27 protein-coding genes and 1 pseudogene are annotated in these 25136 nt (G+C 40.5%); 20 read left to right on the plus strand and 8 right to left on the minus strand.

What is annotated here, in order from left to right:
• The first annotated feature begins 197 nt into the window (after positions 1-197).
• The 3 genes from E5A76_RS02145 (at position 198) to phnR (ending at position 3879) form a co-directional block, all read left to right on the plus strand.
• Complete coding sequence (locus E5A76_RS02145) at positions 198-1271, plus strand: putative 2-aminoethylphosphonate ABC transporter ATP-binding protein (RefSeq protein ID WP_161117961.1); 1074 nt, start codon at positions 198-200, stop codon at positions 1269-1271.
• Between the two features lie 29 nt (positions 1272-1300).
• The gene (locus E5A76_RS02150) at positions 1301-3052 is read left to right on the plus strand and encodes a putative 2-aminoethylphosphonate ABC transporter permease subunit (RefSeq protein ID WP_161117962.1); all 1752 of its coding nucleotides are present in this window, start codon (positions 1301-1303) and stop codon (positions 3050-3052) included.
• Between the two features lie 125 nt (positions 3053-3177).
• Entirely contained in the window at positions 3178-3879 is a 702-nt protein-coding gene (phnR, locus tag E5A76_RS02155) for a phosphonate utilization transcriptional regulator PhnR (protein WP_161117963.1), read from the plus strand.
• Here the strand turns inward: phnR and E5A76_RS02160 are convergent.
• Positions 3876-4757 carry a VirK/YbjX family protein gene (locus E5A76_RS02160; protein ID WP_161117964.1) on the minus strand — a complete coding sequence of 294 codons (882 nt, stop codon included), beginning with the start codon at positions 4755-4757 and terminating at the stop codon, positions 3876-3878. The genes phnR and E5A76_RS02160 overlap by 4 nt on opposite strands.
• A gap of 150 nt (positions 4758-4907) precedes the next feature.
• Here E5A76_RS02160 and E5A76_RS02165 point away from each other — a divergent pair, with 150 nt between their 5' ends.
• Complete coding sequence (locus E5A76_RS02165; RefSeq protein ID WP_042117731.1) at positions 4908-5012, plus strand: hypothetical protein; 105 nt, start codon at positions 4908-4910, stop codon at positions 5010-5012.
• Positions 5013-5018: 6 nt separating this feature from the next.
• Here E5A76_RS02165 and E5A76_RS02170 read toward each other — a convergent pair whose 3' ends face one another.
• The 3 genes from E5A76_RS02170 to E5A76_RS02180 all read right to left on the minus strand — a co-directional run bounded on the left by E5A76_RS02170 (position 5019) and on the right by E5A76_RS02180 (position 8396).
• Positions 5019-5777 (minus strand): SDR family oxidoreductase, encoded by a 759-nt coding sequence (locus E5A76_RS02170; protein WP_053989172.1) that lies wholly within the window; start codon positions 5775-5777, stop codon positions 5019-5021.
• Between the two features lie 101 nt (positions 5778-5878).
• Positions 5879-7078, minus strand: a complete 1200-nt coding sequence (locus tag E5A76_RS02175) for an enoyl-CoA hydratase/isomerase family protein (protein ID WP_161117965.1) — start codon at positions 7076-7078, stop codon at positions 5879-5881.
• A gap of 22 nt (positions 7079-7100) precedes the next feature.
• The gene (locus E5A76_RS02180) at positions 7101-8396 is read right to left on the minus strand and encodes a thiolase family protein (RefSeq protein WP_161117966.1); all 1296 of its coding nucleotides are present in this window, start codon (positions 8394-8396) and stop codon (positions 7101-7103) included.
• 254 nt (positions 8397-8650) lie between these two features.
• Here E5A76_RS02180 and E5A76_RS02185 point away from each other — a divergent pair, with 254 nt between their 5' ends.
• The 5 genes from E5A76_RS02185 to E5A76_RS02205 are packed head-to-tail and all read left to right on the plus strand — an operon-like array spanning position 8651 to position 13604.
• Positions 8651-9028 carry a MerR family transcriptional regulator gene (locus E5A76_RS02185; RefSeq protein ID WP_187695527.1) on the plus strand — a complete coding sequence of 126 codons (378 nt, stop codon included), beginning with the start codon at positions 8651-8653 and terminating at the stop codon, positions 9026-9028.
• Positions 9029-9066: 38 nt separating this feature from the next.
• Positions 9067-10227, plus strand: coding sequence for an isovaleryl-CoA dehydrogenase (locus tag E5A76_RS02190; protein WP_161117967.1), 1161 nt, complete (start codon positions 9067-9069; stop codon positions 10225-10227).
• A gap of 10 nt (positions 10228-10237) precedes the next feature.
• Positions 10238-11854: a carboxyl transferase domain-containing protein gene (locus E5A76_RS02195; RefSeq protein ID WP_161117968.1), complete on the plus strand. Its 1617-nt coding sequence runs from the start codon at positions 10238-10240 to the stop codon at positions 11852-11854.
• A 15-nt stretch (positions 11855-11869) separates the two neighbouring features.
• Positions 11870-12676: an enoyl-CoA hydratase-related protein gene (locus E5A76_RS02200; RefSeq protein ID WP_161117969.1), complete on the plus strand. Its 807-nt coding sequence runs from the start codon at positions 11870-11872 to the stop codon at positions 12674-12676.
• Positions 12657-13604: a hydroxymethylglutaryl-CoA lyase gene (locus E5A76_RS02205; protein WP_161117970.1), complete on the plus strand. Its 948-nt coding sequence runs from the start codon at positions 12657-12659 to the stop codon at positions 13602-13604. The genes E5A76_RS02200 and E5A76_RS02205 overlap by 20 nt, the downstream gene beginning before the upstream one ends.
• 2 nt (positions 13605-13606) lie before the next feature.
• Here E5A76_RS02205 and E5A76_RS02210 read toward each other — a convergent pair whose 3' ends face one another.
• Complete coding sequence (locus tag E5A76_RS02210; protein ID WP_053989178.1) at positions 13607-13885, minus strand: hypothetical protein; 279 nt, start codon at positions 13883-13885, stop codon at positions 13607-13609.
• A gap of 391 nt (positions 13886-14276) precedes the next feature.
• Between E5A76_RS02210 and E5A76_RS02215 the strand changes: the two genes are divergently transcribed.
• The 4 genes from E5A76_RS02215 to E5A76_RS02230 all read left to right on the plus strand — a co-directional run bounded on the left by E5A76_RS02215 (position 14277) and on the right by E5A76_RS02230 (position 16957).
• The gene (locus tag E5A76_RS02215; RefSeq protein ID WP_161117971.1) at positions 14277-15377 is read left to right on the plus strand and encodes a hypothetical protein; all 1101 of its coding nucleotides are present in this window, start codon (positions 14277-14279) and stop codon (positions 15375-15377) included.
• A gap of 149 nt (positions 15378-15526) precedes the next feature.
• Positions 15527-15805 (plus strand): hypothetical protein, encoded by a 279-nt coding sequence (locus tag E5A76_RS02220; protein WP_161117972.1) that lies wholly within the window; start codon positions 15527-15529, stop codon positions 15803-15805.
• A 152-nt stretch (positions 15806-15957) separates the two neighbouring features.
• Positions 15958-16275, plus strand: coding sequence for a hypothetical protein (locus E5A76_RS02225; RefSeq protein ID WP_053989181.1), 318 nt, complete (start codon positions 15958-15960; stop codon positions 16273-16275).
• Positions 16276-16459: 184 nt separating this feature from the next.
• On the plus strand, positions 16460-16957 hold the full coding sequence (locus E5A76_RS02230; protein ID WP_161117973.1) for an alpha/beta family hydrolase: 498 nt from the start codon (positions 16460-16462) through the stop codon (positions 16955-16957).
• Positions 16958-16999: 42 nt separating this feature from the next.
• Here E5A76_RS02230 and E5A76_RS02235 read toward each other — a convergent pair whose 3' ends face one another.
• Positions 17000-17659, minus strand: coding sequence for a tellurite resistance TerB family protein (locus E5A76_RS02235; RefSeq protein ID WP_161117974.1), 660 nt, complete (start codon positions 17657-17659; stop codon positions 17000-17002).
• Positions 17660-17873: 214 nt separating this feature from the next.
• Here E5A76_RS02235 and E5A76_RS02240 point away from each other — a divergent pair, with 214 nt between their 5' ends.
• Positions 17874-19511 (plus strand): KAP family P-loop NTPase fold protein, encoded by a 1638-nt coding sequence (locus tag E5A76_RS02240; protein WP_161117975.1) that lies wholly within the window; start codon positions 17874-17876, stop codon positions 19509-19511.
• 38 nt (positions 19512-19549) lie between these two features.
• Here the strand turns inward: E5A76_RS02240 and E5A76_RS02245 are convergent, their stop codons facing one another.
• Positions 19550-19876: a peptidylprolyl isomerase gene (locus tag E5A76_RS02245; RefSeq protein WP_045062305.1), complete on the minus strand. Its 327-nt coding sequence runs from the start codon at positions 19874-19876 to the stop codon at positions 19550-19552.
• Between the two features lie 248 nt (positions 19877-20124).
• Here E5A76_RS02245 and E5A76_RS02250 point away from each other — a divergent pair, with 248 nt between their 5' ends.
• Genes E5A76_RS02250 through E5A76_RS02260 form a run of 3 tightly spaced genes read left to right on the plus strand, consistent with a single transcriptional unit; the run spans position 20125 to position 22461 of the window.
• Complete coding sequence (locus tag E5A76_RS02250; protein WP_107165890.1) at positions 20125-20475, plus strand: PepSY domain-containing protein; 351 nt, start codon at positions 20125-20127, stop codon at positions 20473-20475.
• Positions 20472-21131 carry a response regulator transcription factor gene (locus E5A76_RS02255; RefSeq protein WP_023935160.1) on the plus strand — a complete coding sequence of 220 codons (660 nt, stop codon included), beginning with the start codon at positions 20472-20474 and terminating at the stop codon, positions 21129-21131. Before E5A76_RS02250 ends, E5A76_RS02255 begins: the two co-directional genes overlap by 4 nt.
• Positions 21121-22461, plus strand: a complete 1341-nt coding sequence (locus E5A76_RS02260) for a sensor histidine kinase (protein WP_107165891.1) — start codon at positions 21121-21123, stop codon at positions 22459-22461. The genes E5A76_RS02255 and E5A76_RS02260 overlap by 11 nt, the downstream gene beginning before the upstream one ends.
• Positions 22462-22552: 91 nt before the next feature.
• Here E5A76_RS02260 and E5A76_RS02265 read toward each other — a convergent pair whose 3' ends face one another.
• On the minus strand, positions 22553-22846 hold the full coding sequence (locus tag E5A76_RS02265) for a hypothetical protein (RefSeq protein ID WP_053989186.1): 294 nt from the start codon (positions 22844-22846) through the stop codon (positions 22553-22555).
• 244 nt (positions 22847-23090) lie between these two features.
• Between E5A76_RS02265 and ltaE the strand changes: the two genes are divergently transcribed.
• The 3 genes and pseudogenes from ltaE to E5A76_RS02280 all read left to right on the plus strand — a co-directional run bounded on the left by ltaE (position 23091) and on the right by E5A76_RS02280 (position 25066).
• The gene (ltaE, locus tag E5A76_RS02270; RefSeq protein ID WP_161117976.1) at positions 23091-24098 is read left to right on the plus strand and encodes a low-specificity L-threonine aldolase; all 1008 of its coding nucleotides are present in this window, start codon (positions 23091-23093) and stop codon (positions 24096-24098) included.
• Positions 24099-24251: 153 nt separating this feature from the next.
• Positions 24252-24614, plus strand: a pseudogene (locus E5A76_RS02275) (ABC transporter ATP-binding protein); the annotation flags it as partial.
• The gene (locus E5A76_RS02280) at positions 24611-25066 is read left to right on the plus strand and encodes a hypothetical protein (protein WP_161117977.1); all 456 of its coding nucleotides are present in this window, start codon (positions 24611-24613) and stop codon (positions 25064-25066) included. The pseudogene E5A76_RS02275 and the gene E5A76_RS02280, both read left to right, overlap by 4 nt.
• Positions 25067-25136: the final 70 nt, after the last annotated feature.

Below are 25136 nucleotides of genomic sequence, written 5' to 3' on the forward strand. Positions count from 1 at the left end.
TGCATTTTAACTCTCGACTATATTTGGACATAAAAGACCCCCAATAATTGGTGTCCAACTATTGGGGGTCACTTCAACACTCGGCTTTTTCTTTTCGAATTTATTATTAACTGTCTTGTTAACGTCAAACTTATGTCATTGAAGTGTAACGCTTCAATACTAAATTTGGTATATACCAATTAGTATGAGTTAACATCATGAGTACTTATCTACAAATCGATAATATTTGTAAAAATTTTGGACAATTCACCGCGTTAAAGAATATCTCTCTGGATATTCACAAAGGTGAATTCATCTGTTTTCTTGGCCCTTCTGGATGTGGTAAAACGACATTACTTCGTGCTATTGCCGGTATGGATATCGCTAGTTCAGGACGGATCACCCAAAATGGTAAAGACACCACCTTCCTCGCACCAGAAAAGCGTGATTTCGGCATTGTATTCCAGTCTTATGCGCTGTTCCCAAACCTTACTGTATCGGAAAATATTGCCTTAGGGTTACGCAACCAAGGTAAATCAAACCAAGCCGCCAATGACATAGTTATGCATTGGTTAGAATTAGTTGGCTTACCCAACTCTGGTCATAAATACCCAAGCCAACTCTCTGGCGGACAACAACAACGTATTGCACTTGCTCGTGCGTTAGCATTATCTCCGGGATTATTACTACTGGATGAGCCGCTCTCGGCACTTGATGCCAAAGTTCGTACCCATCTACGTGAAGAAATCTGCCGACTTCAACGCCAACTTGGTATTACCACGATTATGGTTACCCACGATCAAGAAGAAGCATTGGCCATGGCTGATCGTATTGTAGTTATGAATCACGGTGTAATAGAACAAGTGGGTACCCCTGAAGAAATCTATCAAAACCCTGCATCTCGCTTCGTTGCCGAGTTTGTTGGCAGCATGAATTTTATTGATGCATCTGTGGTCAGCAGCGAAAAAATCCGCATTGGCGAAACGCTACTGCCAACCCCAGAAAGTACTCTTCAACGCGGTCAAAGAATCGAGCTAGGCCTACGCCCTGAAGATATTCATTTCACCGAAGATTACATGAAGTCAGAATCATCCATTCCTGTTCAAGTTGAAGATCTTGAATTTCAAGGCACTCATGTTCGTGCTAACTGCCGATTACAAAACTGCAATCCAGCCAAAAACATTAAAGTGGATGTGCCTATTAGGGAGCTTCGCCGCCTATCGATACAAGAAGGCCATTACCTTTTCGTAAACATCACTAAGCAATACACCCATATTTTTCAAGCTCAGTGATCTGACTAGTTAATAAAGGACTAATGATTATGGCTTCTCTACTTCCAGCTAACGTGGTGCAAAACAATACTCATGAAATTACCCCACTAAATTTGAGTACTCGCCTTACTATCGCGAAAAATGCCATTACAAAAAACAACCTTATCACGCTAGCGATATTACTGTTTATTCTGCTCGTCATGGGCTTTTTCGTTATTGCTCCCCTGTTTTCCATGCTACAAAAAAGCATGCAAAATGATGCCGGACAATTTATTGGATTAGCGAATTTCGCTGAATATTTCTCATCATCATCAGTATGGCAATCTATAAGAAATACACTTTTTATTGGTGTAACAGTCACCTCTCTCGTGGGGTTATTAGCCTTTGGTTATGCCTATGCACTAACTCGAAGCTGTATGCCATTCAAAGGCTTATTTAGTATTTTAGGTACCGCTCCAATCTTAGCGCCTTCGTTACTCCCTGCGATCAGTTTGATTTACCTACTCGGTAATCAAGGCATTACACAAGATTTACTGATGGGACACTCAGTTTATGGACCAGTAGGCATAACTATCGGCTTAACTTTTTGGTGTTTTCCTCACGCATTGATGATCATTAAAACATCATTACGTACTTCTGATGCCCGTTTATATGAAGCAGCAAAAGCGCTCAATACCTCTCCGATCAAAACTTTTTTTATCGTGACGTTACCGGGAGCAAAATACGGCGTGATCAGTGCGTTAATCGTAGTATTTACACTGGTTGTGTGTGACTTCTCAGTGCCTAAAGTTATTGGTGGTAGTTACAATATTTTAGCGACCGATATTTTTAAACAAGTCGTCGGTCAGCAAAACTTTTCAATGGGTGCAGTTACCAGTGTCGCCCTACTTGTACCAGCATTATTAGCATTTGTTGCCGACCGCTGGGTTCAGAAAAAACAAAAAGGGTTATTTGATTCTCGTTCAGTAGCTTATGTACCTAAAGCAAACTTTATCCGCGATGGTATATGTTTTCTGTTCTGTAGCGTTATTTGTCTAGCAATCATTACGATTATCGGTATGGCGATTTATGGCTCACTAGTGACCTTCTGGCCTTGGAATACCGCATTAAGCCTTCATAATTACAACTTTGAACAATTTAGTGCTTCTGGTTGGCAGCCTTATTTTAACTCGATTAAGTTAGGTGTGTTGGTGGCAATTTTCGGCACTATCACGATATTTATCGGCGCTTACTGTATTGAAAAAGGCCGCTGCGCAACCCCTTTGCGTCAACTACTTCAAATGTTTGCCATCATTCCTATGGCTGTACCTGGCATGGTATTAGGTCTAGGCTATATCTTCTTTTTCAATAATCATCATAACCCACTGACTGTGTTATACGGCACCATGACAATCTTGGTTATCAATACGGTAATGCACTATTACACTGTCGGTCACATGACAGCTGTAACGGCTTTAAAACAACTGCCAGCCGAGATTGAAGCTATTTCAGCATCGCTTAAACTACCGCAATACAAGGCGTTTTTTAAGGTGACGTTACCTGTCTGCGCACCTGCTATTTTAGATATTTTTGTTTACCTGTTTGTAAATGCAATGACGACAACATCTGCCATCATCTTCTTGTACTCTACAGATACTATGCCAGCATCCGTATCTGTTCTTAACATGGATGAAGCGGGTCAAACAGGCCCTGCTGCAGCGATGGCGGTAATGCTGCTACTGACCACTGCACTAGTTAAAATCAGTTACGTTGGTGGTAATAAACTACTTGAAAGCACCACCCAAGGTTGGAGAAAGCGTTAATTACATCAGGGCTAGTTCAACTAGCCCTCTTTTTATTCACTACGTTCTCAGTGTCACCACTGATTAATAGTGGTATAACAAACAGATACATTGAATACTAATCGTCGATAATAGAGAGTAATCAAGTGCAATACTTAAAGATCAAGGAAGCGATTTACGAACAAATCGAGTCAGGACAGTTAGGTGTAAAACTGCCCTCTGAAAGAAAGTTGGCTGAATCGTTTAACACTACACGTATTACGCTACGTGAGGCTTTATCTTTACTGGAATCGGAAGGAAAGTTGTTTCGCGAGGATCGTCGAGGCTGGTTTATCTCGCCACAACCATTAATTTATGATCCAACCAATACGACTGAATTTCCAGCCATGGCAATGGCGCAAGGTCGTACTCCCCGTTCGGAATTACTCTCAGCTGAATTAGTCAAACCCAATAAACAAGTGGCACAACTACTACACACTTCAACTGAAGATGAGCTATACCGAATAAAGCGTTTACGTTATTTAGATAATCGTCCTGTCGTTGTGGTAACCAACTACATCTTACCGTCATTTTTTCCAAACTTACTGAAAACGGACTTTACCCATTCTTTAAGTATTGTTTACCGTGAGCATTTCAATCGTATATATACAAAAACGCGCTATCGCGTGAGCACAACATCATTGACGGGCTCAACAGCGACAGCGCTGCGTGCAACGGCAGGAAGCCCTGCTATGTTTGTTGAACGTTTAAACTACGATCAATTCGATAACCTGATCGACTGTGACTTTGAATACTGGCGACATGACGCTATTTGTATTCAGTCTCTAGCAACCTTAAAGCATATTTAGTGAATAACACTAACAGCATCAAGTTTTTCTTTTAGCGCTTGATCGTACTCATCTAACCAGGCATAACGTTCACGGTACATTTTGCGCTTTGGACGTTTAATGTCTTCCATAGCACGACGCTCAGTGTGTAATGGCAATGCATAAAATGATTCATCATGCTCCTCGCCATTATGCTCTTGCCATAACTGATCATAATTTAAGTTAATGGATGAGCCTTTTTTACCGTAGCGTTTTGCCATGTACACATGAGCGCTATTTTTAACAGCATAAATATGGTCAATCCCCATATCATTCGCAAACAAACGCAGTGTTTCGACCATGAACGACTTAGGCCTTAAACCAAAAATAGCTTTGGTAAATAAGCGACTAAAGCCATTATCGTTATTACCACCCTGCATACAGCCGATATAAATATCGTTATCTATAACAGTAAAGGCAATTGCATAATAACGGTTATCTTCGCTATCTGTTAATAGCAGAGCAAGCTCTCCTTCACGGCGATAAGTATGATCAAAACTCAGTTTTACTTGATAGCTTTTCTCATCAATTGTAAAACTGTAAAGCTCCAATTCATCGCTGTAAATGATGTGTCTAGCTTCTTCAGAGAAATGCTCTTCCATCCAGCAATAATGCTTTTTTAAAACGTCAACAATCTGATTTTTAGAAAAGCATGTTGCCAAATAAGGCTTAGTAAAACGCATCAAAAATTCAGGTTGTTGCTCCAACACTTCTTTTCTTTGCGCAGCAGAGAAATACTGAGATAACTCTTTATATTGGCGAGAATATAACATCGCTCTCATCGCATATTTTGCGATAGATAATGCTTTCCCTCTTTTTTTATCACTGTAAGCTAATTTTGCTGACTTTATTATACTCATATGGCAACCTTTGTCTTATTCACAATGATTGTATACGAAATACCAATAAAGAATAAATAATAGAATTTTATTTTGTATATCGAATTATCTTCACTAAATACGTGATGAAAGGTAGTATTTGCAGTTGATTATGATGAGTGGAGAAATATCATGGAAAAATTAATGCCATACCTTGCTAAATTCGCCTTCGGTGTCTCTATGATGATGTTTGTCTTAGGCGGTGGCATGGCACTATATGCCGCATTTTATGGCTAATTTACGTTATAAACGTAAGCCACCATCAACCTCTAAAATACGTCCAGTGAAGTAATCATTCTCAATAATGTACTTCACTGTGTGCGCAATATCTTCAGGAGCACCCATACGCTCTAGAGGAACTGAAGCTTTTAACGTCTCTAGTATTTCAGGCTCTAATTGCTCCGATAGCGGTGTATCAATTAAACCAGGGGCAATAGCTGCAGCACGAATACCATACTTCGCCAGCTCTTTTGACCAACCGACAGCCATTGTTGCTACCGCTGATTTTGATGCTGCGTAGTTGGTTTGACCAAATGTACCAGCGCGCGCAATACTCGAAATATTAATGATCACGCCTTGTGATTCGGTTGCAATCATCTTTTCAGCCGCTTCTCGGCCACATAAGAAAGTACCTGTTACGTTCACATCCATTACGGTTTGGAACTGATCTAGAGGCATTTTTCTTAAAGTATTATTTTTTCCACAAACCAGTAAGCCATCGTCAAGAATGGCAGCATTGTTAATCAGTACATTGATATGACCAAAGTCTTCAGCAATACGATTGAATGCCTGTACAACTTCATCTTCGTTGGTTACATCTGCTTCATACACCATTGCTTTACTATTTAGCATATGACACTGATCTTGAGTTTTACGCAATCCTACTGAATTAATATCAATGAGGGCTAATTGAGCACCCATTTGGGCTAGAGTTACAGCCATCATCTGACCTAGACCTTGGCTGGCGCCAGTAACGACAACAACACTACTCTCAATTTCCATTCATGACTCCTAGTTAAAATAAGACTTTTGACCATAATACTTTAACGTATCAAGTTGCATTGCTCTAATCCTATTGATAAAAACTAAGTTATTATAAATAGTTACCTACTATGAGAGATAACAAGTGGATTTTTATTCTCAAGCCATGTAGACGCAAACATTTGCTCTATTAAACTTTCATCTACTGTATCAACAGATGAATATAACCATTGCGGTTGATGATCTTTATCTATGAGTTGCGCTCGTACACCTTCTTTGAACTCGCCGACTAAGCCACAATTAACGGAAAGCCCTAGTTCCATATTTATACATTCAAGTAAAGATGCATCTTTATAATCACGCAACTGTTTAAAGCAGATATGTGCAGTGATTGGACTTCCGGCATTTAAATTCTGTTTAGCTGTTTCAATCCAACCGCCTAGCCCATCGATAGCGTTAATTTGCTCAATAATAATAGAGAGTGACTGTTGCGAACAGGCTGCTTGAATTTGGGCATAGTACGGAATGAGTTGATTTGCCGGTAATCTATCTTCGTCGTTAATTTCATATTCAGCGAGGATCATCGAAACAGCATGGCTAGCCGCTTGCTGTCTCTCATCTTTATCTAACGATGTTGACCATGCATGCTGCACTAACTTCTGTTCAATCTTATTCAAAGATGAGCCATCGATAATATGTTCGATCATCTTTAAATCACGGGCGTCAACGGCATTCACATGAGAACCCGTTAACCCTAAAAACAGTCCAATCCCATTCGGTAACTGATTTAAAAACCACGTAGCCCCTACATCAGGATATAAACCAATGCTAATTTCAGGCATCGCTAATAAACTATTTGGCTGGGCGACTCGGTGACTGGCACCGATATACAAACCTAAGCCGCCACCCATAATAAAGCTATGTCCCCATGCAATAATCGGCTTGTTATAGTTATGAATGAGGTAGTTACAACTGTACTCAACGGTAAAATATTCCGTTAAAAATGGCTTTGCGATATGACTATCAACTTCTGCCAATGGAATATTAGGGGGCGTATCAAGCTGATTGAGAACAGGATCATTATTCATGGCGTAATACATACTGCGTACATCACCACCAGCACAAAAAGCCCGTTCACCCACTGACTTTATGATCACAGCAACAATGCTTTCATCGTCATACCAAAGCTGTAAATATTGATGAAGGGTTTTATGCATATTCAAGGTTAATGCATTTAACGACTCCGGATTATCAAGCTCAAGCACCCCAATGTTATGCCCATCAACGCAACGTAAATAAGATACATTCACGACCCCTGTCATACTTCACTCCTTACATTAACGACTAATCGACAGACTTCACATCGACTTCAATGGCGATGGCAAGTGCTTCACCACCACCAACACAAACAGCAGCAATGCCTTTCAGTGTTTTGGTTTCACCATTGCTTTTCGCATTATTTACAGTTTTTGCTTTATGGCGTAATGCGTGGGTCAAGGTCACCACGACTCTTGCACCTGTTGCGCCAATCGGATGCCCTAAAGCACACGCCCCGCCATTAATATTTACCCTATTTGGATCAATCCCAAGCTGATCAATTGCCACTAATGTCACCACTGCAAAGGCTTCATTGATTTCCCATAAATCCACTTCATCAATAGACCAATTAAGATCATCTAATAACTGACGAATGGCATGAATAGGTGCGATGGTGAATTCGTCCGGTGAACGACTATGAGAAGCGTAACCTTTTATCATCGCCAATGGATATAAACCTTGGCGGCGAACATGCTCAGCTTCCATTACCACCAAGGCTGCAGCTCCATCACCGATTGCGCTTGAAGATGCTGCAGTGATAGTACCTTGCTCACCCGCTAAGGCAAACAATGGCGGCAATGTTGGTATCTTTTGAGGATCCACTTCATTAGGGTGCTGATCTTTTTCTACCATCACTAACGCTTTTTTAGTCGAAACTGTAATGGGTACAATTTCAGCTTTAAAAGCATGATGACTTTCCGCCTTAACCGCATGATTAATAGAACGTACCGCCCATGCATCCATGCGCTCTTTTGATACATCATATTTGTTTGCTGTTTGCTGCCCGTAAATTCCCATCAAATGCCCATCATAAGCATCTTGCAGACCATCAAAATACATATGATCTAATACCGCTTTGTGACCAATACGCATCCCACTTCTGCTATCGGTTAGCAAGTAAGGCGCATTACTCATACTCTCCATCCCACCAGCAACAGCGGTACGAATAGAGCCAGCTTTGATCATATCGCAAGCAAGAAACAGGGCTTTTAACCCAGAACCACACACTTTATTAATCGTCACACAAGAAACTGAATGCGGTAACTTCGCCTTCAATGCAGCCTGACGAGCAGGGGCTTGTCCAACACCAGCCGTTAATACACACCCCATGAAAACTTCATCAATCAGCTCAGCAATACGTTCGTATTCAATACTGCCAATGTGTGAAATAGCATTATCTTGAAGCGCCATACGCTTTACATCTTGAAGTGCTGATTCAATGACAATGCCACCTAGTTGAGCCGCTGAAAACTGGCTTAAATCGCCTTGAAAGCTGCCAATGGGTGTTCTTTTGGCTGCAACGATCAGGATATCCTTACTCATAAAATTCACCTCATCAGTCAATGTATCGCACTGGCTATAACGAGAATATCGGGTGATTTCTTGACGCTTTTGTAAGCATAGCACTAACATTTACGTAAACGTTAAGAAACCTCTGTACAGACTATCGCTCGCAAAATCACCGCCCTGATTAACCGACAATAACGCTATGTACCCAAGTAATATCAAAATACTTGGTTCAATATGAATGACTTGGGTATGTACGTGCTGTCTAACGTTACAGGAGACAACATGTGATGACTTTTAAAATCAGTGAACTTGCTAATGAGTTCCAAGTTACCCCACGCAGTATTCGCTTTTACGAAGACATGGGACTGCTCTCGCCCAAACGAGATGGTGTTAATCGCATATACGGACGACGCGATAAAACCCGCCTTGCCCTTATTCTCAGAGGAAAACGTCTTGGCTTTTCCCTGCAAGAAATTGGCGAGCTATTCAGCCTTTACGATGATCACAAAAGCCATGATCAATTAATCACTATGATCGATATCATCGAACAAAAACAACAACTACTCATCCATCAACGTAAAGATATTGATGTCACTCTCAATGAATTAGAAAGAGCTAAAAAACGCTGCCAACGAGCATTAATTAAAGCAGATATTCATAAATAACCATCTAATAACGATCGGTTTTCGTCAAGGAGGCTGGCATGCATAACTTATATACCTCTCTTAATTTCGACTTAGGCGAAACAGCAAATATGCTGCGTGAGCAAGTGAACCTCTATGCTTCAGAGCATGTTGCCCCCCTAGCCAGTCAGATTGATTGCGACAACCAATTTCCTTTTCATTTATGGCAATCATTAGGCGAAATGGGCTTGCTTGGGGTTACAGTCAATGAACAATACGGTGGCGCAGATATGGGGTATTTAGCCCATGTGATTATCATGGAAGAATTAAGCCGAGCATCCGCATCAGTTGGCTTAAGTTATGGTGCTCATTCAAACCTTTGTGTGAATCAAATATTTCGCAATGGTAACGATGAGCAAAAGCAAAAGTACCTCCCGAAGTTACTCACCGGAGAGCATGTTGGTGCCCTAGCCATGAGTGAAGTCAATGCCGGCTCTGATGTGATGAGCATGCAATTAAAAGCCGAACAGCATGATGGCCACTTTGTGCTTAATGGCAATAAAATGTGGATCACCAATGGCCCTGAAGCCAGTACCCTTGTGGTGTATGCTCGCACCGATGACAACGCCATTACTGCTTTTATTATTGAGTCACAGTTTGAAGGGTTCTCAACCGCACAAAAGCTCGATAAGTTAGGTATGCGAGGCTCTAACACCTGCGAGTTGGTCTTTATTAATTGCCACGTTCCCAAACAAAACGTATTAGGTGAAATCCATCATGGTGCCAAAGTACTAATGAGTGGATTGGACTATGAACGCGTTGTACTGGCAGCAGGCCCTTTAGGTATTGCCCAAGCCTGCCTCGATCTTGTTATCCCCTATATTCACGAACGAAAACAATTCGGAAAAGCCATTGGTGAGTTCGAGCTTATCCAAGCCAAAGTTGCCGACATGTACACCCAGCTTAATGCCGCTCGCAGCTATGTTTATACCGTTGCTAAAGCTTGCGATCGTGGTGAAGTCACACGTAAAGATGCCGCTGGCGTGATTTTGCTCAGTGCAGAACTAGCAACGAAGATGGCGCTAGAAACCATTCAAATCCTTGGGGGAAACGGCTATATCAATGATTATCCCGCAGGTCGATTATTACGCGATGCCAAACTCTATGAAATTGGTGCAGGTACATCTGAAATACGACGCATGCTAATAGGACGTGAATTGTTCGCAGAATCAGCACGCTAAGGATCAAGCGATGGCACAGCTCACTTCAAAAATAGATACTTCCAGCCAGTTGTTTATCAACAATCAAACCAACATGCAGCAACTGGTGGATGACTTAAACTTGCAACTGACCAACATCAAACAAGGTGGTGGTACAAACGCACAGGAACATCAGCAGAAACAAGGCAAACAAGCGGTCAGAGAGAGAATCAAACAACTACTCGATAGTAATTCAACTTGGCTTGAAATTGCACCTTATGCCGCATTGAATGTGTATAAAGAACCTGTGCCTTGTGCTGGGATTGTCGCTGGGATTGGTTATGTCCACCAGCAAGCTTGTATGATCATTGCCAATGATCCTTCCGTTAAAGGCGGCACCTATTTCCCTCTCACCGTTAAAAAACACCTTAGAGCACAAGAAATTGCCGAAAAATGCCAGCTTCCATGTGTTTACTTAGTAGATTCAGGCGGTGCGAACTTGCCACACCAAGCTGAAGTCTTTGCCGATCGTGATCACTTCGGTCGAATCTTTTTCAACCAAGCCCAAATGTCAGCCAAAGGCATTCCGCAAATCGCAGTAGTTATGGGTTTATGTACTGCGGGCGGAGCTTATATACCCGCTATGGCTGATGTTTCTATCATGGTCAAAGATCAAGCGACTATTTATTTAGCTGGCCCTCCCCTTGTTAAAGCCGCAACTGGCGAAGAGGTTACGGCTCAAGAGCTAGGTGGTGCTGACGTGCATTGTAAAAAATCAGGGCTCGCTGATTATTACGCCAATGATGAAAAACATGCGTTAGATCTTGCTCGTGAAGCCATTGCTAGTTGTCATTATCCATCTAACTGTTCATCGCTAACACCTTCAAATTTCAACACTCATACACCTAAATACTCAATAGACGATCTCTATGGCATTGTTGGTACTAATGTGCGTATTCCATTTGATGTTAAAGAGGTCATTGCCCGTTTAGTTGATCATTCTGACTTTGACGAATTTAAAGCCATGTTTGGTAATACCCTTGTATGTGGCTTTGGCAACATTGATGGCTATCCAATTGGGATCATTGCCAATAACGGCATTCTATTTTCAGAATCAGCGCAAAAAGGTGCGCACTTTGTTGAGTTATGCTGCAAGCGAAAAATTCCGCTGCTGTTTTTGCAAAACATTACTGGGTTCATGGTAGGAAAAAGGGTTGAAGCCGAAGGCATTGCCAAACATGGAGCAAAAATGGTGATGGCCGTTGCCTGTGCCAATGTGCCTAAGTTCACAGTGATCATCGGTGGCTCATATGGTGCGGGTAATTACGGCATGTGCGGACGCGCTTATGATCCCACCTTGTTATGGATGTGGCCTAATGCACGAATTTCAGTAATGGGTGGTGAGCAAGCGGCCGCTGTTTTATCTCAAGTGACACAAGCTATTCGCAAGCGTGAAAACAAACCTTGGACAACAGAAGATGAACACGCGCTTAAACAACCGATTTTAGATTTATACGAAGAGCAAGGTCATCCTTATTATGCCAGTGCTCGACTATGGGATGACGGCATTATCGATCCTAAAGATACCCGCAAAGTATTAGCACAAGCATTAGCTATAGTGCATCACTTACCTATTCCCGACACCCAGTTTGGGATATTTCGCATGTAGTGCTGAGGTCATCATATGAATACACAGCCCACTGTATTAGTTACTGTTTCTAAAACGGGTGTTGCGACACTCACTTTAAATCGAGCAGAGAAATCCAACGCTTTTGATCCCGAGATGATCACAGCGCTCCTCACAGCACTTGAGCAACTTAAAACACAAAACAACATTCGCTGCTTAATACTCGATGCTAACGGCAAACACTTTTCATCTGGTGCTGATCTTAACTGGATGAAAAGCATGGCATTAAAAACAGAAATAGAGAATAAACAAGATGCAGCACAACTTGCCGTATTACTCGATAGGCTATATCACTTTCCAGCGCCAACTATAGCTATTGTGCAAGGGGCTGCTTTTGGTGGCGCACTCGGTTTGATCTGCTGTTGTGACATTACTATTGCCACTCCACAAGCGAAATTCTGTTTAAGTGAAGCCAAGCTTGGATTAGTACCCGCAACCATTGCGCCCTATGTCTGCCGAGCGATGGGAGTTAGGCAAGCACAACGCTACATGCTCACGACTGAATTAATCACTGCAACGACAGCGCAAACATTGGGGATCATTCATTTCATTAGTGACGATATTAAGCAGCAAACACAGCAGATCATTAATGTATTACTCAATAACAGCCCGAACGCTTTACGCACTATCAAACAGTTATGCCAACAGTGCGAGAACAACCCTATCGACCAAACACTTATTACTTATACCAGTGACTTAATTGCTCACATTCGTTGTACCCCAGAAGCACAAGAAGGCATACAAGCCTTTTTTGAGCAATCACAGCCAAGCTGGAGTATCCGCCATGACGACAAAGATCACTAATCAACTCAAAGAAAAACTACCTAAACAGGTGACGATATTTGAGGTAGGACCTCGTGATGGCTTACAAAATGAACCTCACCTCGCCTCACTTGGCAATAAAGCGACAACACTAAAAATTGAGTTAATTAATGCGCTCAGTGAAACTGGATTACGCCATATCGAATCAGGCGCCTTTGTCTCACCGAAAATGATCCCCACCATGGCAGATTCAAGCTCAGTCATGTCACAAATAAGCAGGCAACCTCAGGTTTGTTATTCCGCATTAACGCCAAATCTTAAAGGACTAGAAGCCGCTATCAATGTGAATGCCAATGAAATTGCAATTTTTACCTCATGTTCGGAAACCTTTACCCAGAAAAACATCAACGCCAGTATTAGCGAAAGTATCAAACGCTTTGAACCTGTTATTACTGTTGCCCACCAGCATTTGATCCCTATTCGCGCCTACCTTTCCTGCGTAATGAATTGCCCTTATGAAGGAAAAACATCTACAGCACAAGTCACCAGCATTGCGCAAACCTTGATTGATATGGGCTGTTATCAAGTCTCATTGGGCGACACCATCGGTACAGGCACCCCATTACGGGTGGCTTGCTTACTCGAAGAAATGCAAAAGCAGATCGTAGCAACAGCCATTGCGGTACATTTTCACGACAGTTACGGGCAAGCCTTAGCGAATATTTACCAAGCTTTGCTGATGGAAATCACCACTATTGATAGCAGTGTGGCAGGATTGGGAGGATGTCCTTATGCGCCAGGCGCTAGCGGCAATGTAGCCACAGAAGATGTACTCTATTTGTGCCAAGAGCTAGGAATTGAAACAGGTGTTGATCTCAAAAAAATGACCGCCATCGGTCATCGTATTTGTCATCAATTAGGGATACGCTCACACGCCAAAGTAGGCATTGCAATGACGCATCCCCAATAATCTTATTCTGCGTCTCTTCGCATTCGCTCTTCAGATTCCAACTCGTTCACCGCATCCCACAGTTGCTGTTCACGAATTCGTTGACGCTCCAAATTAGCATTAATACCATCGACAACTTGTTGATCTAAAGGACCTAAATAATTATCAGCACAGTCATGGAAAATACTTCTAAATTCTTCCATCGTGGGTAATCGATTATTATTTTCTTCAAAGTTATCAAAAATATCGTGCACTTTAACCGACATATCCCGCTTGATGCTATCTAGCTCTGAACTATCCATATACTCCCTCGATTGCATTCGGTTTCATATACTTGCAATAACAGATCTATTAAAAATCGTCATTTATATCTAAATCTAATAGTAAATATTTTAAAGGCAAGTCACAAAATACAGTAACCATAACCCATACAACTCAAAAGCGATTGATATACTCAGCACAACAATAATATCCTATTTCGGAGGCTGGTAATCACAAAATCCTTTTCAGTATAGTGTGGTTACACAATATTCAGATGATGATTTAGTGATAAATATATAACAACTGAGACAATTGTTTTTATTGGCACACTATAATCACATTAAGAGCGCCTCTATCAGTAATAAAGTAATATCTGGATTCTCACAACATTTGGATCTAAGGTACTGAATTCAGAAAGGAAGCTTGAATACTTTGAAATCGTTAATCCCCTTTAAAACATTGCAAAAGCAATTATATTTACCCGTTTGCTTCCTCTCGATTATCCCTAGTATTAGTCAAGCAGAGCAAAATACCGTTGCAAATAGCGAATCACCCCAAACTGTTAGCGAACAATCTGTCAGTGATGCAGAACAACATAACTCCTTTGCTGATTGGGTTGATAACTCTCATCAAAACTTAACTGAGACTGTTCACAACATTGGCGAATACCTTGATGAAAGCCTAGCCAAAGATGAAGACGAGTCAGATCTAGTAAACCGCAGTTACTTACGGATCCGTAATCGCTCAATTTACTCCTACCGTGGCAAGTTAGATAACGAATTTAAAGTCTACTTCAAACTTGATTTACCCCACGTCAAGCGAGACTGGAAACTGATCATCGACTCCGAACCAAGTGACTTTGATAGTCTTGAAAGTAAGCAACGTGGAATTACAACAGGCAGTAAAAACACATCTGGTGATACTGTTGGTGCATTCCGCCTTCAAGATACTCAGTTTGGTAACTGGCACACTGATTTTGATATCGGTATTAAATTAAAACTGCCGCTCGATCCGTTTACCAAAGCTCGTTTTACTCGTGTCGATCCCATCAGTGAAAATTGGACATCTCAGTTAGAGCAACAATTCTTTTATTACCATTCAAAAGGGCTTGGCTCACTTAGTAAGCTAAGTGGTTATTACGCACTAAACCCTGAAGAATCAAAGATCTTCAAAACGACAACCAGTGCGCAATATTTAAAAGAAGATGACAAATGGGAATTACTGCAACAATTTGAGATATTCCATCGTTACAATGACAAGGTTCTTTTTGAATACTCAACAGGTGTGAGTGCAGATACCGGTGAAGATAAAGAAATCACTAACTATTGGGTATCAGCAACATGGAATAAGCGTATTTACAAGCATTGGCTTTACTTAGGTGTACGCCCACAGCTCGAGTTTCCTCGAGAATACAACTACCACCCTAACCCGGGGATCATGATTGAATTGGAAATGTTCTTCTCGAAAAACAGAAAGATTGATCGTCTAGGTCGTTATATTCCAAAACCAACCACGCCAGAGTCACAAGACTAACTCACCCACATAACGATGAAGCAGTCCACTTGCTTCATCGTTATCATCAAAATATGAACAGTCGCACAAAAATTTCCCCTACTAGTTTAACCACTCGATTAATTGCCATAATTTAACAATTAATAAACATATTGGTTTGGGGGTGTATTATGTTTCATCTTAAGAAAATGATCTTCTCTATACTGTTCAACTTTTATCAGTTCTTCACACTTAGCTACCCACTATGGTTAATGATCTCATCCATTGGCATAACCATCGGCGTTATCTTATTACTATCTGGTGGACATCACTTTGAACAAGGTATTACTGCTATCAGTTGTTTTAGCCTGATTAGCTTATACCTCATCACACTTAAACACTTTTATTCACAACTGCTTCATTGGAGTGATACCCGTACATCGCAAGAAATTATTGTCAATTTACGCTAATTCTAATCATCATTTATAAAATATGCACAGAGCATCACAATTCGACTTATTTTATTCTTATTGGGTATTTTGTTATAATATAACTCTAACAAGGACACATACACTTTTCTGCAACTACTTGAAAAGTGTGTGATTATATAAATGAGAATATTATGAAAAAGATTTTAGCTTTAGCCGGTCTTGCTTTATTGACTTCAGCTTGTGCAACACAAACGCCACCACCTGAGCCTCAGGTGATCACTAAAGTAGTTAAGCAAAATACAGCTCCAGTAGAAAAAAAAGGCTACGATGACGGCTGTAAAGATGCGATGAAAGCACAGTTTCTACCAACTAAAGAAATCGTTGATAGCTACGACAAAGTAAGCCAAGCCGCTTACCTAAAAGGTTGGGAAATGGGTTACCGCCGTTGTGTTGTTGGTCTTGGTCCAGTAAAAATCAATAGCACAATGCCAGCAGGTCAAACTCACTAATTCCTGCTTTAGGGGCGTTACCAATACGCCCCTTTTAACCTCAATTCCAATGCCTTTTCTTCAATCTCTGTTCCCACAAAACGTCTCTAATCACACTATTTATCATCAAAAATCAGCGTATTATTTATTGATATATAAGTTCGCATTCTGCCTATTCAAGACAGATATACCCAATGAGGCGCAGATGAATATCTTAGCAATTCCCGGCAAAATGCCAGCAACAGAACTTTGGCTAAAACAAATTATTGATAACCTTGATTGGAACGACCAACCAGTTACGCTACATAAATTTAGCGCATGGGATAACAATCAAGAATTTGATATCAAAACAGAAATCGAACACCTACCTAACGGGCATTACGATATCCAGATCACCAAATCAATCGGAACATTAATTGCCTTAAACGCCCAACCAAACATCACTTGGGATCGCTTAATCTTTATTGGTGTCGCCTTATCTTTATATGATGACGATGATAAGAAAAAACTCACCGCTTTAACCCAAACAACAACGCCAACTTTAGTCATCCAAGAAACCAGTGATCCCTTTGGTAGCTTCAACGAACTAAAAACATTACTTGGAAATAGTGACAACGTGACATGTATTGAAGTGGCTGGCGAGCATCATCAATACAAAGATACCCACCAAATTGCACAAATCATTAAAGACTGGGAACAGTAAATAGAACATGGGCGAGCTAGCTAATCATCTCGCTCATTAAAATTACATCTGGCTCGCTTGCTCTTCAATCCGTTGTACCAAACCTGATGGTAATTGCAGCGATTGTGCTAGCGCATCTAGATAAGCGCGTTCTAAGAAATGATCGACATCGATAGCTAATAAAGTTACTAAATACACTTCTGATGCTTGTTCTAGTCCAGTGACCTGTTTAGCTAACATTTGTGGATCTAATGGCGCATTTAGCCAACGTACAATCACATTTTCAATATCGTGATTGATTCCGTTATCTAACATCCACTGTGTTATCGTTGCTTTCTCTTGCTCATCAATATGACCATCTGATTTCGCTGCAAATATCATCGCCTGTACTAACAGATCTTGATTAGTCTTAAGCATGGTTGCTTGTTGGCTAGCAGGGTGACTTTCCATTGCAACATTAGACGCATGGGAAGATTCTTGTGACCACTTTTTATAAGCTTGATATGCGACGGTACCAATGACGGCAGTACCACCAATCACCGCTGCTTTACCACCGTATTTCTTTGCTAATTTACGGGTTTTCTTATTTCCTAATAAAGCACCGACTAAACCACCAGCCGTCGCCCCTTTTAATAAATCAGCAGAACTTGAACCAGAAGCTGACTTCCCCTTCTCCATATAATTACTAGCTTGATTGATAAGTTGATCAAATAAACCTTTCATCGGCATTCTCCGTAACAAGGGCATAACTTGATACTATGAAAAATAGTTACGTTTATACAGGGTTGAAACGTAAAGGAGTGTAAAAAGTCCCATCAAAAAACATCATTAAGCATATAAATATTTTCCTCGTTACTTTTTGATACAACAAGCACACTCACAAGGTGTATATCTGTGGTACTTTATTTCAATAATCCATTGATAAATAAAGATAACAATGAAGGTTAAATTCAATTGGTCTGAGCCTACAACAAACGATACATTCGATGAATATTTTCAACCTGATCAGCTTGATCGTGAAAAATATGCGCAATTCTTAACTTCATTTTTAGCTCAACAAGGCTTTGACCAAAACCGAGATGCAGAAAAACAAAAAAGAAACTATGTCCTTAACCTCAATGCCGAATGGGGAGCTGGAAAGTCATATTTCTTAAAACGTTGGGCTCTCACTTTGGAAGAGCACTACCCTGTTGTCTACATTGATGCATGGAAACAAGACTATTCTGACGATCCATTAATGACCGTTATTTCATCAATGATAAAACAGTTAAGAAAACAAGCTGGCAAAGATGCTGATAAAAACGTTTTCAAAGTGTCAAGAAAACTCGTTGGTTTATTAAAAGCAGCAGCACCTGCATTAGCTAGAGGCCTTACAACAAAATATCTTGGAGTAGATCCACTAAAAATAATGGAAATGGCTGATGATAAAGCCATTGGTGAAAGCATTAATAGTGATGGGCAATCTATCGATATGGGGCTTGCAGCTCAAAAAATGGTAGAACATTTAATCAGCGAGCATGATGCAAAATCAAAATCTATCGATAGTCTAAAACATAATGTTGAACAATGGATTGAAGCTGTAAAAAGTAATGATACAACTAAATCATATCCCGCTTTTATCTTCATAGATGAACTAGATCGTTGCCGTCCTAACTATGCTGTAGAAATGCTTGAAGCTATCAAACATATTTTTGATATTCCAGGTGTCGTATTTGTAGTTGCAACCGATACTGAACAACTACAACACGCAGTTAAAGCGATTTATGGTGAAGGATTTGATGCTAAGCAATATTTAGGACGATTCTTTAACAGTAGATATACGTTTAAAGCACCTTCATATGAAAAGATACTGGGTGTTCACTGTGATACATATAAGCTTGATAAAGAATATTTGAACAAAAAAAGAATAAGTACATTTCCAAATTCTCTCGACCAGAACGATAATGACAAAACTATCTCCCTAAGAAATTTAACTCTTGTTTATGAAGCATTTGGACTGTCTACTCGACAAGTTATACAAATAACGGATCGCTTAATTGCAACTATAGATAATTTAAGTAATGTTCAAGGTTTAAATATTATCTACCTTGCTTTTCTTTTATGTTTACGAGAAAAAGACTCTGAATTATATGACTTTGCTTGTAAATCAATATTTGATACTCAAACACCGGGTAATACTGCACAGTTAACGTATAAAATAATAGAAAAAGTTGCCAAATCACTAAAAATCACTTTTGAACTGAAACCTCTTGAAATAACAGCCACATTTCCTACCAGTAATACTATAACTATTCAGAATAGATGGGATTATGGTGAGTATACTTGCGACTTATATTCTTTCGTCCGAAATACCCACAATTATTTACATTCCAATAACAGCCAAAGAGAAAAAGACATAGAACATCATTATATAAATTACACACGAAACATTGACATAAATAATATGACAGATTACTCAAAGGGAGATTTTTGGATAGAGCCAGCATTCCATAAATTAACGCCCGACACTATCAATGTAGATTACTACAAAGACCTTGTAGAACTAGCAACCAACCTTGATCATATTGATGCTTAAACAAAAAAGCGCTGACTCAATCAGCGCTTTTCTATCATTTAAAGAACATACAACACTTTAATAACATGCCAACCAAACTTAGTTTTGACCGGCTCAGGGATCAAACCTCGTAGGTTGTTGTTCTTCATTTTTAACGCTTGGCTAGTGCTGATTGCTTTGCCAGAAAATACTGCTTTATCAAACTGCGGTACCATAGCACCTTTACGAAATTCGCCTAAATCACCGCCTTTCTTACCTGATGGACACGTTGAGTGTTTCTTGGCGAGATCTTGAAATTTTGCACCTTTTTTTAGCTGCTCTAGAATGTCGTCAGCCAATTCTTTGTGTTTAACCAAAATATGAAGTGCGTGTGCGCTAGAAGCCATGGTGCGTTACCTGTTTCGATTACTCTTTATGGCGCGAGATTTTGCGACAAATACGCCCAACTAGCAAGCCATTCACCAAAATTGAATAAAACATCAACACTTCTAGAGCTGGATAATTAGACAGCTATAACTGGATCATAGTTTTACAATAAAAGCCTAAATATTTAACGACTTACCCCTGTTTACAACGTTATCATAATGGCTGTCATTCACTTTCCATTCATGCTTGCTACGTTACAGTTATAAATATGAAAATACGTCATAGATATTTATATATAATCGGACTTCTCGGTTCGTTAACCTTTGCAGCTATTGCTGCTCCTAGCGTTAGCGACGATGAACATCACGATGATGTAATGACAGCCGTAGAAAAAGGGCTTATAAAGCCTTATTCAGCGCTTCAACATAAAGTTTCACAACAGTTATCTGCACGCATAATTAAAGTAGAGCTCAACGAAGATAATGGTGAGTGGATCTATGAACTAAAACTGATTGATAGTGAAAACAATATAATAAAAGTTGAATATCAAGCTCAATCCTTGCAAATGTTACAAATAAAAGGACGACATTTAGAAAATGTCATCAAGGCTCCAAAATGAAAATTCTTGTTGTAGAAGATGAAGTAACCCTTGGCGAACAAATTATCGCAGGGTTAGAACAAAGTGGTTGGGTAGCAGAGCTATCGTGTGATGGTATAGATGCGCTATACCGTGCAACGTCTGAACCTTGGGATGCCATTGTTCTCGACTTAGGCTTACCTAAATTAGACGGTATTACGGTTTTAAAAGGGATCCGTGAAGAGAACGTTAACTGCCCAGTGGTCATTTTAAGTGCCCGTAATGAGTTAACTCAGCGAGTTGATGGCTTAAACGCGGGTGCTGATGATTACCTTACCAAACCTTTCCAAATGGTTGAATTAGTTGCACGTGTACGTGCGCAACTTCGTCGTTCTACCGGTAACGCCTCCCCTGTTATTCAAGCTGGTGATTTAAGCCTTGATACCCGTACCTCTAAAGTGACGTGGCAAGGCCAGTTAGTCGATCTTACTGCGCTTGAATTCAAAGTATTATCTTATTTAATGCACAACACTGATAAAGTGATTTCTCGTACTGAGTTGGTTGAGCATATCTATAAGCAAGATTTTGATCGTGACTCAAACACTATTGAAGTCTTTATCGGTCGTATTCGTCGTAAGATCGGCAATGATGTCATTAAGACTGTTCGAGGTCTTGGATACCGGATCAATGCTAGCTAACAAACGTAAGAAAGGTCAGCCGAGTATTCGTAATCGCCTATTAAGTGCCGCTGCAATTTGGCTCATGGCGATTATCTTAACGGCTGGCTATCTTGTTCCGAGTTTCATTAAAAACTACCTTATTGAACAAGAAAAAACCCAGCTATACCTTTACTTAGATCAAATTACAGCATTAGTCGATATTGATGCGCACGGACGAGTTTACCTTGATGGTCGACTATCAAATCCACGCTTTAACTCCCCTTACAGTGGTTTGTATTGGTCGCTAAAGCTCAATAACCAACATCTGCGTTCTCGTTCTCTGTGGGATACCACGATTTCAGGTAGCAATGACGATGGTTATCATGGGCCAAATAATCAATCGCTAATTGTTGTTAAACGTAAGTTCTTATTGCCTGACAGTGATTATCCGGTTGAGCTTTCTGTTGCGGTTAACCAAGATCGCTTACTTAAAACGCTGCAACAATTAACCCGTGGTTTATGGTTGATCTTAACCATCATGGCGATTGGTATTTTAGCGTTAACGACACTGCAAGTAAGTTGGTCACTATGGCCTCTACGTAAACTGCGCCGTAATTTAAAATTGGTACGTGAAGGGAAATCGACAGAACTAACAGGGCTTTACCCAGTAGAAATTCAGCCTGTTATTGATGATTTGAATGCTCTGCTGTTTCACTACCAAGAGTTACTACTACGAGCTCGGAATCACTCTGGTAACTTGTCGCATGCATTAAAAACACCCATTGCGATTTTGAACAATGAAGTAGCACTGCTTGATGAGTCAACTAAAGCGAAACTTGTACCTGCGCTAGAACAGTTACAACAGCATATTGACTATCATTTAGGTCGCTCACGTATGGCTGGTGCGGTCAATATTTTAGCTGCTAAAACTGCGGTTTCTAGCCGTGTTGATGCTATATCATTGGCAATGGACAAAGTGTATGCCAATCGTGACATCATTTTAGTGAATGAACTCGAAAGTGATGTGATGGTAGCGGTTGAAAGTAGCGATCTAGATGAAATGATCGGTAACTTAATCGAAAACAGTTACAAATGGGCAAACTCTTTAATTCGTGTTTACCAAGAACCGAATAAGAATAAACAAGAAGTGACCCTTGTTATTGAAGATGATGGTATCGGTATTGCCGAAGAGAAATGCAAACAAGTGCTCAAACGTGGTGTGCGTTTAGATGAAAGTACCCCAGGTACAGGGCTAGGACTTAACATTGTTAATGAATTGGCTCACAGCTACCGTGGTGATTTGATCTTAAGCCGCAGCCAACGTGGTGGATTAAAGGCAAGTCTAATTTTACCTTCCCCTCGAAATTGAAAAAACCCTGCTAGTTACTGGCAGGGTTAAACACACTCATTTCGCAAAATCAAATTGACCCACCAAACCATACACCAGGATTTGATGATAGTTATAAATCACGCATTAAGATTTCATAATCTTCCTGCGCAGATTCAATCAGGTGTTCAAGCTCTTTCGCGTCTTTGTTGCTAAGATCTAACTGCCAATTGACTTTTGATTCATCTCGGCAGACTAATAATGTTTTGGTTCCGGTTTTGCTAAACCATAATTGCGAAAACTCAGCCTCTTGCTCTGCGTTCTCCTCAAGAATGTTAACGCGTAACTTTCCCGTGGGGATCACACTAATATGAGCATGCCGCTGCTTTTTACCTAGCAAGGTAAAGTCTCGTTGTTCCACTAACATCACATCGTCCTCCTAGTGTGGCCTACTCTGAGTCACTTCAACAACTGTACAATAAACAACCGACCTTTTAAGTGTAGATGGTTTACACAATATATTTTGTGAGAATCTCGTATAAATCAAAATGTCATAAAATGCGTTTTAAACATAACGCTATCAGATGCTTAATAACAAGATGTAACCACTATAGAAAACAAATACTACACGGTGATATATTAAAAAAAACGCAACAGGAAGCTAATAATAAATGATAGATTTTCGCTCTGATACTGTAACTCGCCCATCAACAACCATGCGCCAAGCAATAGCCAATGCCCCTGTCGGGGATGATGTTTATGGTGACGATCCAACCGTTAACGATTTAGAACAATATGCTGCCGAACGTCATGGCTTTGAAGCAGCTTTATTTTGTAGTTCTGGCACTCAAGCTAACTTGCTTGGATTAATGGCACACTGTGAACGTGGTGATGAATATTTATGTGGGCAGCAAGCACATAACTACAAGTTCGAAGGTGGCGGTGCGGCTGTTTTAGGTTCAATTCAACCTCAGCCGATTGAAAATGAGCCTGATGGTACTTTACCCTTTACCAAACTTAGCGCTGCCATTAAACCTATCGATCCTCACTTTGCCCGTACCAAGCTACTTAGCCTTGAAAACACCATTAACGGTAAAGTCCTGCCGTTAGAATATCTTCAGCAAGCCCGTGAGTTTGTTAACCAACATGGTTTAAAACTTCACCTTGATGGCGCACGTGTTTATAACGCAGCAGCGGCACTGAATATTGATATTTGTGAAATCGTTAAATACTTCGATTCCTTTACTATCTGTTTATCAAAAGGGCTTGGGGCACCTGTTGGCTCTTTACTGCTTGGTGATAAAGCACTAATCGCCCGTGCTCGTCGCTGGCGTAAGGTGCTAGGTGGTGGCATGCGTCAGGCAGGTATTTTAGCTGCTGCGGGTAAAATCGCTCTGACTGAAAACACAGTACGTTTAGTTGATGATCATACTAATGCGAAATACCTTGCAGAGCAGCTCAATAATGTCGAAGGTTTTGCGGTAAACCTTGCTCATATTCAAACCAATATTTTGTTTGCAAAAGTTGACGAATCTATCGCTCAAACCGCTCTTATTGCACAGCTCAAGGCGCAAGATATATTGATCTCAGCAGGTAACCCAATGCGTTTTGTCACTCACTTAGATATCACTAAAGAAGACATTGATCGCTTTATCACAGTATTAAAAGCGACACTGTAACTTAATTACCGTTGGCTGTCTGATAAATAATAGAGGCAAGTCAACGGTAAGGCTCAAATTGATCAACGCCTAGAAGAATGAATGACGCTAGTTGAGCTACCCATTACCGATTTAGAGAAATACCCCTACCAGCGTGTGAACCTAATAAAATAGATGAAAGAGAAAATCGGTATTGGTTTTCTCTACATTACTCACGACTTAGCTACCGCACACTATAGTGCAGAGGAAACCGCAGTAATGTATCGCGGTCGTATTGTGGAATGGGGAGATACTCGCTCTATTTTACGTAACCCACAGCACCCTTATACCAAGTAATTGATTTCCGCTGTGCCCGATCCTGATCTACCCTTTAATAAGTTAGTTGATTCAGAGCCTGACTATTCACAAAGTGCCGATAAGATCCTTGCTATCAGTCTTAAATCGGTCGCAGGACATCGCCAAGTGGCTGACAATCACTTTGTTGCAAACTGGGATGAAGCTGAAATAGCCGCACTGCAAAAGGATAAAATCGCATGACAGAACTTCACTGCTGGTTAGAATCCATCAAACGCTGGTACCAACCCAATCACGGCCATGATTTTTCAGATTTAGTCTCGATCATTCAACAGACACCAAAAAGTATGATGGATGAACTCGATACCGAAACTGGCAGTGAAGCCCTAGCCTATTGGCTTGATGCTTGTTTTCGTTTAACCAAATACTATCAACACCAAGGCTATAACGAACAAGCTTTTGGCTATATTCAGCTGTCATATGCCAAGCTACAAGCCATTGTTTGTGAACAAAGTTACAGTGCCGAATTAAAACGTTGGAGTTTAAAGAAGCTAGACCGAATCATTGTCGCTATGGTGGAGTTTTGCCAGCATCAGTCCGATCCACAATGGCAGCAAGAAAGCGTACAACTGATCAATCTGCATGTTGCCTTTATGGAGTCACAGCAGCATTTGAATTTAAAGTACTCACAGTAACAGTAACAGTAACAGTAACAGTAACAGTAACAGTAACAGTAACAGTAACAGTAACAGTAACAGTAACAGT

The organism is Photobacterium lucens, from assembly GCF_009873615.1.
Taxonomy (GTDB): domain Bacteria; phylum Pseudomonadota; class Gammaproteobacteria; order Enterobacterales; family Vibrionaceae; genus Photobacterium; species Photobacterium lucens.

What these genes read in the sequence shown, in the direction of transcription:
- E5A76_RS02145 (WP_161117961.1), top strand. Translation starts at nt 198, where the DNA reads ATGAGTACTTATCTACAAATCGATAATATTTGTAAAAATTTTGGACAA.
- E5A76_RS02150 (WP_161117962.1), top strand. Translation starts at nt 1,301, where the DNA reads ATGGCTTCTCTACTTCCAGCTAACGTGGTGCAAAACAATACTCATGAA.
- E5A76_RS02160 (WP_161117964.1), bottom strand. Translation starts at nt 4,757, where the DNA reads ATGAGTATAATAAAGTCAGCAAAATTAGCTTACAGTGATAAAAAAAGA.
- E5A76_RS02165 (WP_042117731.1), top strand. Translation starts at nt 4,908, where the DNA reads ATGGAAAAATTAATGCCATACCTTGCTAAATTCGCCTTCGGTGTCTCT.
- E5A76_RS02170 (WP_053989172.1), bottom strand. Translation starts at nt 5,777, where the DNA reads ATGGAAATTGAGAGTAGTGTTGTTGTCGTTACTGGCGCCAGCCAAGGT.
- E5A76_RS02175 (WP_161117965.1), bottom strand. Translation starts at nt 7,078, where the DNA reads ATGACAGGGGTCGTGAATGTATCTTATTTACGTTGCGTTGATGGGCAT.
- E5A76_RS02180 (WP_161117966.1), bottom strand. Translation starts at nt 8,396, where the DNA reads ATGAGTAAGGATATCCTGATCGTTGCAGCCAAAAGAACACCCATTGGC.
- E5A76_RS02185 (WP_187695527.1), top strand. Translation starts at nt 8,651, where the DNA reads ATGACTTTTAAAATCAGTGAACTTGCTAATGAGTTCCAAGTTACCCCA.
- E5A76_RS02190 (WP_161117967.1), top strand. Translation starts at nt 9,067, where the DNA reads ATGCATAACTTATATACCTCTCTTAATTTCGACTTAGGCGAAACAGCA.
- E5A76_RS02195 (WP_161117968.1), top strand. Translation starts at nt 10,238, where the DNA reads ATGGCACAGCTCACTTCAAAAATAGATACTTCCAGCCAGTTGTTTATC.
- E5A76_RS02200 (WP_161117969.1), top strand. Translation starts at nt 11,870, where the DNA reads ATGAATACACAGCCCACTGTATTAGTTACTGTTTCTAAAACGGGTGTT.
- E5A76_RS02205 (WP_161117970.1), top strand. Translation starts at nt 12,657, where the DNA reads ATGACGACAAAGATCACTAATCAACTCAAAGAAAAACTACCTAAACAG.
- E5A76_RS02210 (WP_053989178.1), bottom strand. Translation starts at nt 13,885, where the DNA reads ATGGATAGTTCAGAGCTAGATAGCATCAAGCGGGATATGTCGGTTAAA.
- E5A76_RS02220 (WP_161117972.1), top strand. Translation starts at nt 15,527, where the DNA reads ATGTTTCATCTTAAGAAAATGATCTTCTCTATACTGTTCAACTTTTAT.
- E5A76_RS02225 (WP_053989181.1), top strand. Translation starts at nt 15,958, where the DNA reads ATGAAAAAGATTTTAGCTTTAGCCGGTCTTGCTTTATTGACTTCAGCT.
- E5A76_RS02230 (WP_161117973.1), top strand. Translation starts at nt 16,460, where the DNA reads ATGAATATCTTAGCAATTCCCGGCAAAATGCCAGCAACAGAACTTTGG.
- E5A76_RS02235 (WP_161117974.1), bottom strand. Translation starts at nt 17,659, where the DNA reads ATGAAAGGTTTATTTGATCAACTTATCAATCAAGCTAGTAATTATATG.
- E5A76_RS02240 (WP_161117975.1), top strand. Translation starts at nt 17,874, where the DNA reads ATGAAGGTTAAATTCAATTGGTCTGAGCCTACAACAAACGATACATTC.
- E5A76_RS02245 (WP_045062305.1), bottom strand. Translation starts at nt 19,876, where the DNA reads ATGGCTTCTAGCGCACACGCACTTCATATTTTGGTTAAACACAAAGAA.
- E5A76_RS02250 (WP_107165890.1), top strand. Translation starts at nt 20,125, where the DNA reads ATGAAAATACGTCATAGATATTTATATATAATCGGACTTCTCGGTTCG.
- E5A76_RS02255 (WP_023935160.1), top strand. Translation starts at nt 20,472, where the DNA reads ATGAAAATTCTTGTTGTAGAAGATGAAGTAACCCTTGGCGAACAAATT.
- E5A76_RS02260 (WP_107165891.1), top strand. Translation starts at nt 21,121, where the DNA reads ATGCTAGCTAACAAACGTAAGAAAGGTCAGCCGAGTATTCGTAATCGC.
- E5A76_RS02265 (WP_053989186.1), bottom strand. Translation starts at nt 22,846, where the DNA reads ATGTTAGTGGAACAACGAGACTTTACCTTGCTAGGTAAAAAGCAGCGG.
- ltaE (WP_161117976.1), top strand. Translation starts at nt 23,091, where the DNA reads ATGATAGATTTTCGCTCTGATACTGTAACTCGCCCATCAACAACCATG.
- E5A76_RS02280 (WP_161117977.1), top strand. Translation starts at nt 24,611, where the DNA reads ATGACAGAACTTCACTGCTGGTTAGAATCCATCAAACGCTGGTACCAA.